The sequence below is a fragment of the Thalassolituus sp. genome (assembly GCF_034111725.1).
Taxonomy (GTDB): Bacteria; Pseudomonadota; Gammaproteobacteria; order Pseudomonadales; family Oceanobacteraceae; genus Thalassolituus.
In genome coordinates this window covers 1-16,290 of record NZ_JAWUWR010000050.1, presented here as the reverse complement: position 1 = coordinate 16,290, position 16,290 = coordinate 1, and the positions used below count along the sequence as shown (strand labels likewise).

Genomic DNA, 16,290 nt, shown 5'->3' with positions numbered 1-16,290 from the left:
ATGTTTAGATCGCTGATGTGGCCAGGCATCAAGTTTATGGGGCAGCTAAATTACGCTGCCAAATTTGGACTAATTAGTTTTTTGTTCATGGTGCCTTTGGTTGTTCTCAGTGGGCAAGTATTTTTGGCCGCTTTTGAATCATTGAAAAAGACCGAGCAAGAGCTGAATGGTGTTGATGACGTTCGGCGCTTGCTTGATTTTGCACACTTTTTAGAAGAAACCCGCGATCTTGCCGCTGTCACAGGGTTCCAGCTTGATGACGAGTTGAAGAGTTCGGCGAACTCTATGCTAGAAAGTATTCCAAAGCACACTGCAGAATTAATTTCTAGCGTTGACGATGCGGATTTGCAAACCTCGCTTGAAGAGTGGCGCGCGAAGTTTTTACCGCGCTTCAGTGTGACCGGTGAATATCGCCAGCCTACTTTCTTAGATCAGTTCAATTACTTTCAAATTGTTATTGATGAAGTCTATTTAATTGCTAAACAGTACAGCCAAGCCGCTGGTATTTCATTGGATAGTGATATTGGTATTCAGCGCTTAACAGGAATTTTATTAGCCGATTTACCTCAAGTTGAGCGTGCGGTTGGTTTAGGCCATGCGAGTGGTGTGTTTTCATTTGTTGAACAATATTTGCAGTCAGCAACTTACGATTTGATGAATGCGGTTTACGACAAATTATTAGCCGCAGGGCCAGATGCTGATTTAATTATTGTGTCGGCTGAAGCAACTAAGAATCAAGAGCTCATAGATGCGGCGCAAGCCGCCAAAGCAGCGTTAAAGGATATACGAGTAATACTCGATGAAGAAATTATTGCTGCCGCGTCTGTAGAAATGAACTGGCAAGATTTTCATAAGCAATACAAAGATGAAAGAGCGGCTCTGACTAATATCGAAGACCTAGTATTTCCAATGATTAAAAATACGTTGAACAAGCGCTATTTAGCCCAAGAAAAACGCATTACTATTTTAGTGTTTGTTTTACTGACGGCGTTGTCGATTATTGTCTATTTGTATCTTGCCTTCTTTATGTCTATTCGCTTTACCATTAGGCGTTTTGCTAAAACGGCGGGTGATATCGCGCATGGTGATTTAACGCATGAAATTCGTTTTCACGGTCGCGATGAAATGGGGCAGTTGCGTGATGCCTTCAACGGTATGGTGCAAAATATTCGAGCAACCTTAACTGCTGTGCGAGATTCATCATCGTCGGTTAGCTCTAATGTTAACCAAGTGGAAGAAATCGCTAACAGAAGTCGGTTGGCAGTTGCTAACCAGTTGGAACAAACCAGTCAAGTTTCGGTAATTATTAGCGAAGTTGCTAAAGGTGCGGCAGCGGTGACGAATTTGGCGGCTGAAGCCGAAACAGCAGCGCTTGAAGGCCAAAAGAAATCAGATCAAGCAGGGCAAGTCGTTACCCGTGTAATGGATGAGGTGCGGCGCTTGTCGGATGAGATGGCTAACTCAATGGAAGCTGTGAATCGTTTAGCCGAAAACTCATCGAGCATCAGTAGTATCTTAGAAACCATTAAAGGCATTGCTGAGCAAACCAATTTGTTGGCGTTGAATGCGGCGATTGAGGCGGCAAGAGCGGGTGAGCAAGGTCGAGGGTTCGCCGTGGTAGCTGATGAAGTCCGTACTTTAGCGAGCCGTACGCAAGGATCCGCGCGGGAAATTGAAGGCCTAATTAGCGATGTGCAGAAAAATATTGTGAGTGCAGTGGATACCATGCAGGTAAACCGTAATATGGTGGATACGACGGTTAAAAATTCAGCCCAAGTGAGCACCACATTGGCGGAAATTCAGCTCAGTATGGGTGATATTCAAAGTAAAACCAGTGCCATTGTCGTGACCGCTAATCAGCAAAAACGAGCGTCAGACGATTTACAACATAACCTAGGTGCAATCCGTGATAACGGAGAGCAAACATCGATTAATGCTGAGGGTACGGTGGAAGCTGTACGTAAAACGCAGGCGATCACAGATGCTTTAACACAGCGTGTGATGCAGTTTAAAGTCGAATGAAAGAGTAAGTTAAATATAAAAATAAGATGCATAAAAAACCGGCCGCGAGGGCCGTTTTTTTATGGATAACTGTTTACACAGTTAAGCCATTTTAGGTTCTGAAGTTTGTATTGGATTCGAATACTCCAATGTCTCTTCTTCAAAGCTGCTTAATTTCAAAGACGCCATGTCGAGCATGTAGTTTTGATAAAGCTTCCACGGTTTCTTAGTACCTTGGCGTGGAATCGTATTACGGATACGTGCAATGTAACCCGACTGCATTTCAATAAATGACACTTTTTCCATGCTGCTATCATGGTTACGCGGCGTTACTTGGCGCAGACCTTTGTCATTCATGTGCTTCATCAAACCGCAAACCCAGCTAGCGATTAAGTCAGCTTTAAGCGTCCAAGAAGCATTGGTATAACCGAATACCATACTGAAGTTTGGAATGTCTTCGAACATAGCACCACGGAAGCTCATTTTATCCGCGATACTGAGCGGTTCGCCATCCATAGATAATTTCATATTCCCTAGCATTTGCACTTGCAGGCCAGTGGCGGTAACGATGATATCAGCTTCTAATTCTTTACCTGATTTTAGTAATAAGCCTTTTTCAGTAAAGCGATCAATATGGTCGGTAACCACATCTGCTTTACCTTGTTTAATGGCTTTAAACATATCGCCATTAGGCACGGCGCAAAGACGCTCATCCCAAGGATTGTATTTTGGGGTGAAGTGAGTCATATCAAAATCAGCAGGTAACTGACGCTTGATCATGCCTTGTAGAAGGTTACGCGCGGTACTTGGAAAGGCTTTACAGAATTTATAGATGCCCAAAGTGATTGAAACGTTACGGCCGCGAATAATGCGATATACCCATGATTCCGGCAAAATTTTACGTAGACCATTAACCATGATGTCTTCTTGCGGCACCGACAATACATAAGACGGTGAACGCTGCAGCATAGTTACTTTTTGAGCTTTATCTGTCATCGCAGGAACGAGTGTTACCGCTGTCGCACCAGAGCCGATTACCACAACTTTCTTGTCTTGGTAGTCCAGGTTTTCAGGCCAGAACTGTGGATGAAGTACCTGACCTTTGTAGTCGTCGCGGCCTTCGAAGTCTGGGGTGAAACCTTGCTCGTAATTGTAGTAACCGGTGCAGCTGATAAAAAAGCTACAAATGTACTGTTTAGTTTCGCCGGTTTCGCTTAACTCAACGTCTACAGTCCATTGCGCATCTTTGGTCGACCATGCAGCGCTTTTAACTTTGTGGCTGTAACGAATGTGAGGCTCGATATTATATTCTGTGGCGGCTTCGCGAATGTAGTTGCGAATGTCTTCACCGTCGGCGATGCCTTTGCGCTGTGTCCAAGGCTTAAATTCGTAGCCCAAAGTGAACATGTCAGAATCTGAACGAATGCCTGGGTAACGGAACAAATCCCATGTACCACCAATCGCGGTGCGGCCTTCAAGGATAGCGAATGTCTTACCTGCTGCTTCTTTCTTTAAGTGACACGCTGTTCCGATACCGGACAAGCCAGCACCAATAATAAGTACGTCAAAATATTCTTTAGACATGGAAGGTTTCCTAGTATCGACGTTGTTTTTGTAATGTGAGAGGCGTTTGCGCTCATTACGGCTACTGTGTCGTAAAACCACAAGAGTTAACAGGTGATACCGTGACAAAGTTGGGTGATTGATTGATATAAATCCAGTGTCTCCTTGTCACCTGATGCTTCTGCTTTGGTGGTAAGAGAAGCAATATAGGGGCTTAATGTAAGGTTTTTTTTGGCGTGATATGTTACATTTTTGACTCGTGATAAATACATTTTCCCCATCTATTTTTTTAGTTAAATAATTGATTTTAAAAGAATTTTTATTGATTTTTAGCGCTCGTGCAATTTCGTTCTAAGTGTTGTGGCGTGATTGAGATCTAGCAACGCTACTCGTTTAAGCAGGTAAAGACTTGTATGGCACAAGTGCCAATCAATTGCGACACTTATGGCAGTGTCCGAATCTGACAGGCCTTGTCGTCAGACGATTATGAACCTGAGCGACGAAGTTCAAATCAGCTTAGCCAAGACTTTTTTGCCATTGCGAACCTTGATCCCTTCTTCTAAAAGTCGAGTACATTGCCGTATGGCTGCATCGCTATCACTAGGGAAGGAGATATTGCCTTGAGCGTTGATTACCCGATACCAAGGTAATTGGCTGTTGGGCGGCAGCTGACTCAGAACTTTCCCTACCCAACGCGCTCGACCTGGATAGCCTGCCATCGCTGCTAGACGTCCGTAGCTGGTAACAGTGCCATAGGGGATAAGCGCCAGCGCTGCATACAAATGCTGTTCGGCGGTTAACGAAGTATGTGATTGGTCTGGGGGCATGCGCGCATGAATCCATTGGGTAGTCGAGGTCGGCCTCTCATACTACCCAATGACTGCGGAAACTACAGGCGTAAGCCGCCGTCGACTTCAACAACGCGACCCGACATGTAATCGTTCTCGAGTAGGAAGGCGACCGCATTAGCAATATCGTCTGGCTGCCCCATGCGTTTTAACGGAATACCGGCGGTCATTTTTTCGAGTGCTTCTGGCTTCATGCTAGAAGTCATCTCTGTGGCAATAAAACCCGGTGCGATCGCATTCGCGCGAATGCCATAGCGTGCCAGTTCTTTTGCCCATGACACAGCCATGGTGGCTACACCCGCTTTGGCGGCTGAATAGTTGGTTTGGCCCATATTTCCAGAACGCGAAATGCTGGAAATATTAATAATACAGCCACCTTCACCGTGCTTGATCATGCGAATCGCTGCTTCGCGGCCACACAAAAACACACCGGTTAAGTTAACGTCGATAACCGCTTGCCATTGCGCCAATGTCATTTTAGTAATTTCGCCATCTTTTACCTTAACCAGCAAGCCATCACGCAAAATACCGGCGTTATTGACTAATCCGTGCAATGCACCCATCTGGCCGATAATCGCATCGAAGGTTTCTTCAACTTGTTCTTCGTTGGCAACGTTGCACAAGTAAGTGCAAGCTTTGCTACCAGCTGCTTCAACTTGGCGCTTGGTTTCATCCATGTGTTCTTGGCTAAGGTCGATAATCGCAATTTGCGCTCCTTTATGGGCTAAATATACGGCCATCGAACGGCCAAGACCTTGGCCTCCTCCAGTAATTGCGACGACTTTATCTTGAAGGTTCATAGTCGAACTCCTTTGATGCTTTAAGATTATTAAATTGTGTTGAGCTCATTCAGCTTTTTCTTCATACAAGTCGTGATCAACTTAGACGCGGAAGGCGTCGATCAGTAACGGTCAACGCTGCTATAAAGATAAGGAGATGAGATAAGAAGAAGTGGTCACATTATAGGACAGAATTACAAGGCACATCAGCGTTGAATTGATGGATTAACAGGAATGAGCAAGGGGAGTGTCGCCTTTGCGCGATCAGGTGCTGAGTAATAGAGTCGCTAGTGATATGATGACGCCTTTATGACAGTGTAGATGGGTATGACCGACCTCAATAGCACCGACGATTATTATACCGTCGCACAGCTTGCCGCTGAATTTGGCATTACCCCTAGGGCTATTCGCCTTTATGAATCCAAAGGCTTGATCCGTTCACGCCGTGTTGGTCGTGCCATGATTTATGATCATCGCCAGCGCGCGCGGCTAAAAATTGTTTTACGTTCTAAGCGATTGGGTTTCTCATTAGAAGCCACCAAAGCGTATCTTGATCTATACGATGCGGATCGCACCAACCCTGAGCGTCTATTAAGCATGATGCAGAAGTGTCGTCAGCGTTTGGGCGAGCTAGAAGCTCAGCGTCGTGATCTTGAAGCGACCATTGAAGAGCTAAGAGCTGTAGAGTTGTCTGCCCAAGACGATCTTCGTCAGCTCGATCTCGATCCAGAATCCTCTTTCCAAGCCTTTATGGCCGATAACTCCTAACATCTTTCCGTTCGTCTCTAACTCTATTCAAGTTCAGCGCCGGTGCTAATCTGTCATTGGCGTGCATGATTTGCACCTTGTACTCAATTTTTCCTTAGGGTAACTTGAGTTACGTTAAGGTAACTCATTAAGTTGGTGTCTCTCACGGAGCCGTCTTCGACTGCAAATAACAAGAATTAGGAAGGCACTATGGCTTTACCTTTAGAAGGGATGACCGTTCTCGATTTATCGCGCCTGTTACCCGGACCTATGTGCTCCATGCACTTACGCGATATGGGTGCCCGAGTGATTAAGGTGGAAGACACCAAAGCGGGTGACTACACCCGTTTTATGGGTATGCCGAAAGGCATGGTAAGCCCCGCATTCCATATTTTAAATCGTGGTAAAGAATCCATTAGTTTGGATATTAGTAACGCCGAAGGCCATGCGTTGCTCCTTCGTCTGGTTGAAAAAGCCGACATTCTATTAGAAAGCTTTCGCCCCGGGGTCATGGCTCGACTTGGCCTTACGTACGATGTTCTGCAAGCAATTAATCCTAAGCTCGTAGTGTGTTCGATTTCCGGTTATGGCCAGACTGGCCCTTGGGCGGAAAAGGCCGGCCACGACATGAATTACTGCGCAACTGCCGGCGTCTTAGAGCAAATCGGTGAAGCGCATGGCGCCCCTGTTTTAGGTAATTTTCAAATTGCTGATTTAGCCGGTGGCTCACTCAGTGCCGCGATGGCCATTGTGGCGGGGGTCGTTGGTAGCTTGCGTCATGGTGAAGGCAGTTATCTAGATATATCGATGACGGACTGCACGTTTGCCCACAACGTTATCACAATGGCTAGCATGAATTTAATGGGCAAATCTTTGCCGCGTGGCCAAGACATGCTGACCGGTGCGCGCCCATGTTATTCCATTTATGCCACGGCTGATCACCAATACATGGCGGTGGGTGCATTGGAAGAAAAATTCTGGTTTCAAGTATGCGACGTACTTAATAAACCGGAGTGGAAAGCGCGTTATTTAGATATGGGGAGCAAAGCAGAGGAATTACGTGCGCAAGTAGCGGCCGTCTTTGCATCTGAGCCGCAAGCGCATTGGCGCGACGTGTTCGCTGATGCGGATTGCTGCGTAACGCCAATTTTGACTCCCCAAGCGGCGTTTGAGCATCCGCAATTATTAGCACGAGAAATGGTGCAAGAATTAACAACCCCCACGGGCCAGACCATTCGCTGTCCGGCACCGTCTATTAAATATTCCAATAAAAAATATTCAGCTGATTCCGTTGGTCCAGAACAAGGCCAGCATACTCAGAATATCCTGCATGAAGTTAACTGCACAGCGACAGACATCGAACGTCTGTTGCTTAGTGGCGTTGCACGTCAGGCAGGTTACATAGCCCTTAAGGAGAGCAAATAATGATCCCTCGCAGTGTTTATACCGAAGAACATGACATGTTCCGCGACGCGGTGCGTAAATTTATGCAGCGTGAAATTCAGCCAAATATTGAGCAGTGGGAAGAAGACGGTCAAATTTCCCGAGAAGCTTGGTTAAAAGCAGGCGAGGCCGGCATTTTATGCTCTCACATTCCTGAAGAATACGGCGGCGCTGGTGTTGATTTTCGTTACTCTGCTATTGCCATTGAAGAGCAAGGCTATGTGTTTGCGTCAGGCCCAGGTTTCTCTCTACATTCGGATATCGTAGCGCCCTATATTTTGCATTATGGTTCTGAAGAGCAAAAAAAGAAGTGGCTGCCAAAAATGTGTACGGGGGAAGTCATTACCGCAATCGCCATGACTGAACCGGGTACCGGTTCAGATTTAGCCGGTGTGCGTACCAGTGCTACAGAAGACGGCGACGATTACATTATTAATGGTTCTAAAACCTTTATCACCAACGGTCAAATGGCCGATTTATTTATCGTAGTTGCTAAAACCGATACCAGCGCCGGTGCTAAAGGCGTCAGCTTGTTTTTAGTTGAAGCCGATCGCGCAGGTTTCGCACGTGGACAAAATCTGAAAAAAGTGGGTATGAAATCTCAGGACACCTCCGAGTTGTTTTTTGACAATGTACGGGTTCCTAAGGGCAATTTATTGGGGCAGAAAAACGCGGGTTTTATCTATTTAATGCAAGAACTGGCGCAAGAACGTTTAAGTGTTGCGATTATCGGCGCAGCAGTAGCGAAAGCCTGCTACGACGAGACAGTAAAATACGTTAAAGAGCGTAAAGCATTTGGTAAGCCGATCGCTGCTTTCCAAAATACTCGCTTTAAATTGGCCGAAATTCGTACTGAGCTTGCCGTTACGCAAACGTATGTTGATCGCTGCTTAGAATTACATTGCGAGAAAAAACTCAACATAGATGCCGCGGCATCGGTGAAACTTTGGGCTACTGAGGCTCAATGTCGCATTGTTGATGAATGTGTACAGTTACACGGTGGTTACGGCTATATGTGGGAATACCCAGTCGCTCGTGCCTATGCCGATTCTCGTGTGCAGCGTATTTATGCAGGCACATCCGAAATTATGAAAGAAATTATTTCTCGTACTATTTAACACAGGGTAAGGATCATGACTGAAGCCTATATTTTTGATGCCGTCCGTACCCCTCGTGGTCGCGGTAAAAAAGACGGTAGTTTGCACAGCGTAACCCCTGTGAATTTAATGTCGGGTTTATTGCGTGAATTACAAAAGCGTAATGATCTCGATACATCAAAATTAGATGATGTTGTTTTGGGTTGCGTCGAACCCGTAATGGAACAAGGGGCTGATATTGCTCGCACCGCAGTACTGATGGCCGACTACGCGCAAACCGTTGCGGGTACAGTGGTGAGCCGTTTTTGTGCTTCGGGCTTAGAAGCCGTGAACATGGCAGCGGCTAAAGTTAAAGCAGGCGAAGCGCAGATGACGATTGGTGGCGGCGTCGAATGTATGTCGCGTATTCCTATGGGGTCAGGCGGTGGTGCGTATTACACCGATCCATCGGTAACCAATAAATTATCATTTGTACCGCAAGGTATTTCCGCTGATTTAATTGCAACTATGCACGGTTTTTCGCGCGCAGATGTGGATGCCTATGCAGTAGAGTCTCAGCGCCGTGCTAAGCATGCTTGGGACAACGGATTTTTCGCTAAATCAGTTGTACCAGTAAAAGATCAGCTTGGTTTTACCTTATTAGATAATGATGAACATATGCGTCCAGGAGCTACGGTCGAGAGTTTAGGTAAACTAAATGCATCGTTCGAAATGCATGGGGGACTAGGTTTCGACGCCATTGCGCAACAGGTTTATCCACAGGTTGAGCGCATTAATCACGTTCATCATGCCGGTAACTCATCGGGTATTGTTGACGGTGCTTCGGCGGTATTAATCGGTACTCGCGAAATGGGTGCTGCGTTAGGTTTAACTCCACGTGCGCGCATCGTTGCAGCGGCTTCTGTTGGTTCGGAACCAACCATTATGTTAACCGGCCCAGCGCCAAGTGCTCGTAAAGCATTAGCCAATGCACGTATGCAGGCTTCGGATATCGACTTGTGGGAATTAAACGAAGCGTTTGCCTCGGTTGTGATGCTGTTTATGAAAGAAATGGGCATCGACCATAGTCGTATCAATGTGAATGGTGGAGCGATTGCGATGGGCCATCCACTCGGTGCAACGGGTGCCATGATTTTAGGTACAGTGCTAGATGAACTCGAACGCACGAATAAACGCACTGCACTGATTAATTTATGTGTTGGTGGTGGTATGGGTACAGCAACGATTATTGAACGCGTTTAATTCTTTGCTAACGACTGCAAACCATCGACGGGAGAAACGGGATGGCGAATACAATGTTTACTCATGAGATCGACGATCAAGGTATCGTGGTTTTAACATGGAATGATCAAAGCGCGCCGGTGAATTCATTGGCGCAAGCGGCAGTGGCTGCCTTTGCTGAAGTGCTGGAAAGCTTGTTGGTTAACGATGCGGTAAAAGGCATTGTTCTGACATCTGGCAAGAGCGATTTTATTGTTGGGGCTAACCTGCATGAAATTCAAACTATGCCACAAGATCCAGCTACGATTATGGGCTTTATCCGTAAATTGCATGTGTTAATGCGCCGCATGGAAACTGCCGGTAAGCCGGTTGTTGCTGCTTTAAATGGTACAGCGTTAGGCGGTGGTATGGAGATCGCTCTAGCGTGCCATCAGCGCATCGCAGCAGATAACAGTAAAGCTCGTTTCGGTTTTCCTGAAGTGAATTTGGGTTTACTGCCGGGTGGCGGTGGTACACAGCGCTTGGCGCGTTTATTAGGTATTCAAGCAGCGATGCCGTGGTTGTTACAAGCCACGCAAGCTAAGCCTGCTGAAGCCTTAGCTGCCGGTTTGATTCATGCCGTTGTTCCTGCAGATCAGCTGATCAGTGCAGCGAAAGAATGGGCACTAAATAACCCTAAAGCTATACAGCCTTGGGATGATAAAAAATTTCGCTTACCCGGTGGTGAAGTGCAATCGGCTAAAGCCGCACAGGCATTTATGGGTGCGGAGGCAATGTTGCGCAAAAAGACTCAAGGTAATTACCTTGCGCCACAGGCGATTCTGCAAACCTTATTTGAAGGTTGCCAATTGCCGATTGATGCCGCTTTAGAAATTGAAGCGAAATACTTCACCGAATTGCTATTAAGCGATCAGGCGAAAGCTATGATTCGTACTTTCTTTGTCGCATTACAAGACGCGAATAAACTGAAAAATCGTCCAAAAGACGTTGAGAAAAAGCAGTTTAAGAAAGTCGGGATTCTAGGTTCTGGCATGATGGGCGCTGGTATCGCTTACTCATCAACGCTGAGTGGTATGGATGTGGTATTGCTTGATACTAAGCAAGAAGCAGCTGATCGCGGTAAAGCCTATTCTGAAGGCATTTTAAAGAAGCGTGTAACACGCGGCAAAATGACCCAAGAAAAGGCTGATGCACAATTAGGCCGAATTCTCGCAACAACGGATTTTAATGATCTTGCCGGTTGCGACCTACTGATTGAAGCGGTGTTTGAAGATCGTACGATTAAAGCCGATGTCACAGCTAAGGCCGAAGCCGTAATTGGTAGCGATGCCATTTTCGCCTCAAATACTTCGACTTTGCCGATTACTGGTTTAGCGCAAGTGAGTCAGCGACCAGAGCAATTTATTGGCCTACATTTCTTCTCGCCGGTGGATAAAATGCCGCTTGTCGAAATTATTATGGGCGAACAAACATCGCAGCATACTTTAGCTTGGGCATTGGATTACGTGCAGCAATTGCGTAAAACCCCAATCGTTGTGAACGACAGTCGTGGCTTTTACCCCTCGCGTGTCTTGAGTACCTATGTGATGGAAGGCATGGCGTTATTGAAAGAGGGTGTGGCCCCAGCATTGATTGAAAATGCGGGTAAAAAAGCCGGTATGCCGGTTGGCCCATTAGCGCTAAGCGACGAAGTCACTTTAGAGTTAATGAACCGCATTGGTACTCAAACGCGCAAAGATTTGGGCGATGCTTATGTTGCTCATCCTGCCGATGAAGTCGTTAAATATATGGTCGAAGAGGCTGACCGTATTGGTAAACGGACAGGTAAAGGCTTTTATGATTATCCGGCTACCAATGATAAAACAGCGAAAAAAATGCTGTGGAGCGGTTTAGCGGTGCGCTTCCCTCTGGCCGTTACACAGCCTGATGCGGATTATGTGGTAAAGCGTTTACTGCATGTTCAAGCGGTAGAAACCTTGCGTTGTGTCTCTGAGGGTGTGATTACTCGTGCCCATGAAGTTGATATCGGGTCTATTTTTGGTTGGGGGTTTGCCCCTCATACTGGCGGTACGATTTCATACGTAGAAACAATCATTGGCATGGATCGCTTTATTGCCGAAGCGAATGAGTTAGCGGATGCCGTTGGCGAACGTTATCGCTTACCTGCCAATGTGATTGAGAAAGCGGCAGCAGGTTCGTCGTTCTATTGATCTCGAAGGTTCTGAGTCTGCTAGGATTTCCCTGATTCTAGTGGATGATGAAACAAAGCCCAGTATTTTGGTACCGGGCTTTTTCGTTTCTAGCGGTCTTGCTTGTGATGCTTAATTCATTTTGATGTCAGCAGCTAAGTCAGCAACACCCGCTTCAATTTCCGCTTGCATAGCAGTGCGTTCTTCATCGGCTTTTTCTTTAGCAATATCTTTAGGGTCAACAAGTTTTATCGCAGGTAATAAAAAAAGCGCTCAATGGTGAGTGCTTTTGTGGTGCAAGTAGGGTTTAGAGTATCAAGCGGTTTGAGCCTCGGTCTTGCAGTCCACTTTGTTTTCTTGCGGGTTAGAGTATTGCAGTTCTTTTGCATTCAGGCGGCTTAACTTAAGCGAAGCAAAGTCTTTAAAGAAGTTTTGGTTTAACTTCCACGGGCCTTTGGTTCCTTGTTGCGGTAATTGATCTTTAACACGGGCAATATAACCCGAACTCATGTCGATAAATGATAACCGTCCAATCGTGCTATCAGTATTCACAGGAATAACCTGTTTTTTACCGGTTTTATCCATGTGCTTGAGCAAACGACAAACCCAATCACCAATCAGATCGGATTTTAATGTCCATGACGAGTTGGTGTAGCCAAATACCATGGCCATATTAGGGATGCCTTCGAACAGCACGCCGCGATAGCTCATTTTATCGGTGAAGTTAAAATCTTTGTTATCGAGGGTTAACTTAATACCGCCAAACATTTTTACGTTCAAACCCGTCGCGGTGATAATAATATCGGCTGTTAATTCTTTGCCAGATTTCAGTAAAATCCCATTCTCGGTAAAACGGTCAATGCTATCTGTGACGACATCGGCTTTACCTTTGCTAATAGATTTATACAAATCTCCGCCAGGTACGGCACATAAACGCTGATCCCAAGGAGCATATTTTGGGGTGAAATGGCTCATGTCGAAATCTTCAGGCAACATTTTTTTATTGAAGCCATAGATGAATTTTCGTGCACGCTCAGGGAAGCGCTTGCAATAATTAAAGAAAGCCATTGAAAGCAATACGTTGCGGCTGCGAATAATGCTATATACCCAAGTTTCTGGCAGGTATTTGCGCAAGCTGACAGCAAAATTATCTTCTGCAGGTACTGGCAAAATATAGCTAGGTGAGCGTTGCAGCATAGTGATTTTTTCTACAGCGCGCGCCATTGATGGGATCAATGTAACAGCGGTTGCACCGCTACCAATGACGACCACTTTTTTGCCAGCGTAGTCTAGATTTTCTGGCCAATGTTGTGGATGAATAACTTGGCCTTTAAAGTCGTCGCGTCCGGCGAATTCAGGTGTAAATCCTTTTTCATAATCATAATAACCAGTACAGCTAACGACGAAACCTGCACTGTATTGACGGCATTCACCGGTATTGGATAGTTCAACATCGACGATCCAACGTGCGGTGTTGCTGTCCCAGTTTACCTTTTTAACGGAATGGCTATAACGTACATGGGACGTCACGTAGTTTTCTTCAGCGGCTTCACGAATGTAGATGCAGATATCGCCTCCGGCGGCAATACCCTTGCTCGAGGTCCAAGGCTTAAAGTTATAGCCCAAGGTGAACATATCAGAATCAGAGCGGATACCAGGATAGCGGAATAAATCCCAAGTGCCGCCGATGGCATCGCGGCCTTCTAATATTGCGTAAGTTTTATTCGGACACTTTTGACTAAGGTGGCAAGCGGTACCAATACCAGACAAACCTGCACCTATGATCAATACATCGAAGTGTTCAATAGACATGGGGAAATCCTCAATAAACAAACAACATCAGCCTTACAAATTTGGAGTAGGGACTGGGCTGAAATAGTTTAAGCCGTTTTGTTCTGTTTGGCTTAATAAGTCTTAATATGAACTATCCCGTTCTGTGCGCTTTTTGAACAGGTCATCGAGGGACAAACTGCTTTTGCGTTGGCCTAAAACTACCTTATTTGTGTTTTTCATGGCCGAATATGTATGTTTTTGGCCGTGGAAGTCAATGCGCCTTGTATTGCCATAATTTGCCCCCAAATAAAGACTTACATTGGCGTCCCCTTTTCATCGGCGACCCGTGACTCCATTGAGTTAATTAGGAGGCCTTGTGCCACTTCTCTTTATATTTATTATCGTTCCTCTTGCCGAGCTAGCCGTGTTAATCAAGGTTGGCAGTTATATTGGCATTTTATGGACCTTCGCACTTATTCTGCTGACGGCGACGATTGGCGTCAGTATTCTGCGCGTGCAAGGGCTATCTACCCTGATGCGAGCTAGTCAAAAATTGCAGGACGGAGGCTTGCCGGCAAAAGAGTTAGCCGAAGGATTTTTATTAGCCTTGGCTGGAGCCTTGCTGCTGACCCCTGGTTTGATTACTGATGCTTGCGGCTTTATGTTGTTGGTGCCGACATTGCGTGGTCGTCTTGCTGGTTCCGTGTTGAAACGTTTTAAGCCTACCATGGCCATGGGCAGCATGAATGGCGGCAGTCCATTTGAGCGCCCGATCAATCCTGCTGATCCTCGTGTTCACCGCGATCAAGGTGGTCACGACATTATTGATGGCGAGTACCGCCGCGAAGACTAAATAAAGCAATTTTTTTACGCCTAGGGTGTTGAAATCAGATTCTGCACCCCAATAAAGACATCACACAGTTTGAAGCAAGGCTCAATGTCGGAATTACCCCTTTGATACTTGCTTCTATCATCAGCAAAAACATGCTTTTACATTGGAGAGACCTTCAAATGAAAATCCGTCCTTTACACGATCGCGTCGTGGTTCGTCGCAAGGAAGAAGAGCAAACTACTGCTGGCGGTATCCTGTTGCCAGGTGCTGCGGCTGAAAAGCCTAATCAGGGTGAAGTGGTTGCTGTCGGTACTGGCCGCGTTTTGACGAACGGCGATGTTCAAGCACTCGCTGTGAAAGTGGGTGACACCGTTGTCTTCGGTAAGTACTCAGGTTCTAACACTATCAAAATTGGTGGTGAAGAATTGTTGATTCTTAACGAGAGCGACATCTACGGCGTAATCGAAGCGTAATTTTCATCAGCTTTGATTCATTCATCTAACTTAATTTTGAAGGAACATTTTTCATGGCAGCTAAAGAAGTAAAATTCGGTAATGAAGCGCGCTCAGCAATGCTGAACGGCGTAAACATTCTTGCTAACGCAGTAAAAGTAACTTTGGGCCCTAAAGGTCGTAACGTTGTTTTAGACAAGTCATTTGGTTCACCAACCATCACTAAAGACGGTGTGTCGGTTGCGCGTGAAATCGAACTTGAAGATAAGTTCGAAAACATGGGCGCACAAATGGTGAAGGAAGTTGCTTCCCAAGCAAACGATCAAGCCGGTGACGGTACCACTACTGCAACTGTATTAGCTCAAGCCATTGTTAACGAAGGCTTGAAGTCAGTTGCAGCGGGCATGAACCCAATGGATTTGAAGCGCGGTATTGATAAAGCGACTGCTGCGGTTGTGGAAGCATTGAAAGCACAAGCTCAGCCTTGTACTGATTCAAAAGCGATTGCTCAAGTAGGTACTATCTCTGCTAACTCAGATGAAACCGTGGGTCAGATGATTGCTGAAGCGATGGCTAAAGTAGGCACTGAAGGCGTTATCACGGTTGAAGAAGGTAAAGGCTTAAACGACGAGCTAGAAGTGGTTGAAGGCATGCAGTTCGACCGTGGTTTCTTGTCTCCGTACTTTATTAACAACCAAGAAAAAATGGTTGCTGAGTTAGAAAACCCAGTAATTCTATTGGTTGATAAAAAGATTGATAACCTACAAGAACTGATTCCAGTATTGGAGGCCGTTGCTAAGTCAGGTCGTCCTCTATTGATCGTTGCAGAAGATGTTGAAGGTCAAGCCTTGGCAACCTTGGTTGTTAACAACCTACGTGGCACGTTCAAAGTAGCCGCGGTTAAAGCACCTGGTTTTGGCGATCGTCGTAAAGCTATGTTGCAAGACATCGCGGTACTAACACGCGGTCAGGTTATTTCTGAAGAAGTGGGTATGTCTTTAGAAACGACTACTATCGATATGCTAGGTACTGCCAAGAAAGTGGTTATCAGTAAAGAAAATACAGTCATTGTTGACGGTGCTGGTACTGAGCAAGACGTTAAAGGTCGTGTTGAACAAATCCGTGCCGAGATGGAAGCATCGACGTCTGATTACGACAAAGAAAAACTGCAAGAGCGTGTGGCTAAGCTTGCTGGCGGCGTTGCCGTTATCAAAGTGGGTGCCGGTTCTGAAGTCGAAATGAAAGAGAAAAAAGATCGTGTTGACGATGCATTGAATGCGACTCGCGCAGCGGTTGAAGAAGGCGTTGTTGCGGGTGGGGGTGTTGCTCTTGTGCGCGCCTTAAC

At 46.0% G+C, this 16,290-nt stretch carries 13 protein-coding genes; 9 read left to right on the top strand and 4 right to left on the bottom strand.

Annotation, left to right across the window (positions count from 1 at the left end):
• Nucleotides 1–2,022 carry a methyl-accepting chemotaxis protein gene (locus UXZ23_RS08090; protein ID WP_320820096.1) on the top strand — a complete coding sequence of 674 codons (2,022 nt, stop codon included), beginning with the start codon at nt 1–3 and terminating at the stop codon, nt 2,020–2,022.
• A gap of 81 nt (nt 2,023–2,103) precedes the next feature.
• Here the strand turns inward: UXZ23_RS08090 and UXZ23_RS08085 are convergent, their stop codons facing one another.
• The 3 genes from UXZ23_RS08085 to UXZ23_RS08075 form a co-directional block, all read right to left on the bottom strand.
• Complete coding sequence (locus UXZ23_RS08085; RefSeq protein ID WP_320820095.1) at nt 2,104–3,585, bottom strand: NAD(P)/FAD-dependent oxidoreductase; 1,482 nt, start codon at nt 3,583–3,585, stop codon at nt 2,104–2,106.
• Between the two features lie 485 nt (nt 3,586–4,070).
• Complete coding sequence (locus UXZ23_RS08080; RefSeq protein WP_320820094.1) at nt 4,071–4,391, bottom strand: MGMT family protein; 321 nt, start codon at nt 4,389–4,391, stop codon at nt 4,071–4,073.
• Nucleotides 4,392–4,453: 62 nt separating this feature from the next.
• On the bottom strand, nt 4,454–5,212 hold the full coding sequence (locus UXZ23_RS08075) for an SDR family oxidoreductase (RefSeq protein WP_320820093.1): 759 nt from the start codon (nt 5,210–5,212) through the stop codon (nt 4,454–4,456).
• 306 nt (nt 5,213–5,518) lie between these two features.
• Between UXZ23_RS08075 and UXZ23_RS08070 the strand changes: the two genes are divergently transcribed.
• The 5 genes from UXZ23_RS08070 to UXZ23_RS08050 all read left to right on the top strand — a co-directional run bounded on the left by UXZ23_RS08070 (nt 5,519) and on the right by UXZ23_RS08050 (nt 11,909).
• Nucleotides 5,519–5,959 carry a MerR family DNA-binding transcriptional regulator gene (locus tag UXZ23_RS08070; protein ID WP_320820092.1) on the top strand — a complete coding sequence of 147 codons (441 nt, stop codon included), beginning with the start codon at nt 5,519–5,521 and terminating at the stop codon, nt 5,957–5,959.
• Between the two features lie 189 nt (nt 5,960–6,148).
• Entirely contained in the window at nt 6,149–7,363 is a 1,215-nt protein-coding gene (locus UXZ23_RS08065) for a CaiB/BaiF CoA-transferase family protein (RefSeq protein ID WP_320820091.1), read from the top strand.
• Nucleotides 7,363–8,499 (top strand): acyl-CoA dehydrogenase family protein, encoded by a 1,137-nt coding sequence (locus tag UXZ23_RS08060; RefSeq protein WP_320820090.1) that lies wholly within the window; start codon nt 7,363–7,365, stop codon nt 8,497–8,499. Before UXZ23_RS08065 ends, UXZ23_RS08060 begins: the two co-directional genes overlap by 1 nt.
• Before the next feature lie 15 nt (nt 8,500–8,514).
• Nucleotides 8,515–9,720 (top strand): acetyl-CoA C-acetyltransferase, encoded by a 1,206-nt coding sequence (locus UXZ23_RS08055; RefSeq protein WP_320820089.1) that lies wholly within the window; start codon nt 8,515–8,517, stop codon nt 9,718–9,720.
• Nucleotides 9,721–9,761: 41 nt separating this feature from the next.
• Nucleotides 9,762–11,909 (top strand): 3-hydroxyacyl-CoA dehydrogenase NAD-binding domain-containing protein, encoded by a 2,148-nt coding sequence (locus UXZ23_RS08050; protein ID WP_320820088.1) that lies wholly within the window; start codon nt 9,762–9,764, stop codon nt 11,907–11,909.
• A gap of 294 nt (nt 11,910–12,203) precedes the next feature.
• Here the strand turns inward: UXZ23_RS08050 and UXZ23_RS08045 are convergent, their stop codons facing one another.
• Complete coding sequence (locus tag UXZ23_RS08045; RefSeq protein WP_320820087.1) at nt 12,204–13,700, bottom strand: NAD(P)/FAD-dependent oxidoreductase; 1,497 nt, start codon at nt 13,698–13,700, stop codon at nt 12,204–12,206.
• A 337-nt stretch (nt 13,701–14,037) separates the two neighbouring features.
• Here UXZ23_RS08045 and UXZ23_RS08040 point away from each other — a divergent pair, with 337 nt between their 5' ends.
• From UXZ23_RS08040 to groL, 3 genes are all read left to right on the top strand, one after another.
• A complete protein-coding gene (locus UXZ23_RS08040; RefSeq protein WP_320820086.1) occupies nt 14,038–14,514 on the top strand; it encodes an FxsA family protein in 477 nt (158 codons plus the stop codon).
• A 158-nt stretch (nt 14,515–14,672) separates the two neighbouring features.
• Entirely contained in the window at nt 14,673–14,966 is a 294-nt protein-coding gene (locus tag UXZ23_RS08035; protein WP_320820085.1) for a co-chaperone GroES, read from the top strand.
• 53 nt (nt 14,967–15,019) lie between these two features.
• Nucleotides 15,020–16,290, top strand: a 1,271-nt coding sequence (gene groL, locus UXZ23_RS08030) for a chaperonin GroEL (protein ID WP_320820084.1), incomplete at its 3' end; no start/stop codon positions are given.